Raw genomic sequence first — 1,433 nt, 5'->3', positions numbered from 1 at the left:
TCCAGTGATTCCGGTAGATCCGGTAGGTCCAGTAGGTCCAGTGATTCCGGTAGATTCAGTATGTCCAGTATTTTCAGTCGGTCCAGTCGGCCCTGTTGAACCGATTGAATCTGGGTTTAGAGCAGCGGAAGATAGAAATTCATCCATTATATTTTCACCTCTGAAAAGATTTTAATACCAATAATAAGTGTAGGGGAGTACATGTTAAAGGTAAATTTGATGCTGATGTTGTAGTGAAGGAAATTTAAATAAAATCCTTATTTTAGAGAAAGGGATCATCGGAGAAGAGTTTCAGCTAAGCACTAAATAAAGTAAATGAAGATGTATATGCAAGCGAAGAAAATACCTAAAATTATTAAACCAACAAGAGCAAACGTTTTAGCTGTACCTTTCGGAGCAAAAATAGCTAAAGCAATTGAGAGTAGTATAAAAATTAAAAGAGGACCGGCTATACACAGATTGAAAATTAAGAATGCAGTTAAAAACATTGAAATGAAACCAAAGTATTCCCTCATTGCGTTATCCTTTCTCCGAAAAATAATTATACAGATTATAACATGAACAAAGTGAATCAAAGTGATTTTTCAATAAAAACGCCATTTGATATTAAACCAAAAAGAGCACTGCTAAAAGTGCCCTTGGAGAAGAAGCTCAATGTCTTGTGGTCCTCTTTCAATATTAATATATGAGCACCTAATTAAAAGTTGACAATACTAATGAAAGAACAGTTAGCAAAGGTTAACTGTTCCATTGTAACTTGTTAAGGCAGAATGTGGGAGTCTCATGTGGATTATAAAAGTGTAAAAGAATTATGCAACATGAAAAAGAGCACCTTAAATGGGTGCTCATCGATAAGGAGGTAACTCTTTAGGTAAACACCCTTCGATATTAAGATATGTTTAAGAAGTGGGCAATAAAACAAAAAGTTTATTATATAAATAATAAAGCAGCTAGCTCAATGAACTAACTGCTTTATTGCCCAACAAGAACAATACACACAATACATTGTAACTTAAGGTTACAATTATAGTATGAGCAGAAGTGAAAATGTTATGCAAGAATGCTAAATAAAAACTTCATGAAACACAACAAAGCAGTTAGTTTATAAAACTAACTGCTCGTTGTACAAAAGAAAAGCTGCGCTTACAGGAATAGTTTGTAACCTAAAGTTACAGAAATAGTATGAACAGGGTCGAAAACATTATTCGGAAATGAAAGGAAATTAAACTAAACAAAAATTTCATTTTGTATTAATTGAAAACACAAAAAGAGCACTTCATAAAAGCGCTCTCGTAACGAGTTTTATCTTTTCAAAGAAAGGAATACGCCATATCATACGAAACTTTTCTGAAATGTGCTTGGGATAATCAATTGGTATATGTAAAAAAAGAGCACCTTCGAATGAACTGCATCCCAATTGTTAGACACAGTCT

Annotated in this window: 1 protein-coding gene; it reads left to right on the top strand. The window is 33.4% G+C overall.

Features of this window, described 5'->3' with window-relative positions; translation table 11 throughout:
• The first annotated feature begins 327 nt into the window (after positions 1-327).
• Positions 328-561: a hypothetical protein gene (locus tag ACYVEC_RS29170; protein ID WP_063221356.1), complete on the top strand. Its 234-nt coding sequence runs from the start codon at positions 328-330 to the stop codon at positions 559-561.
• Positions 562-1,433: the final 872 nt, after the last annotated feature.

The organism is Bacillus sp. MN7755 (assembly GCF_054771475.1).
This window is presented reverse-complemented; position numbering and strand designations above follow the sequence as displayed.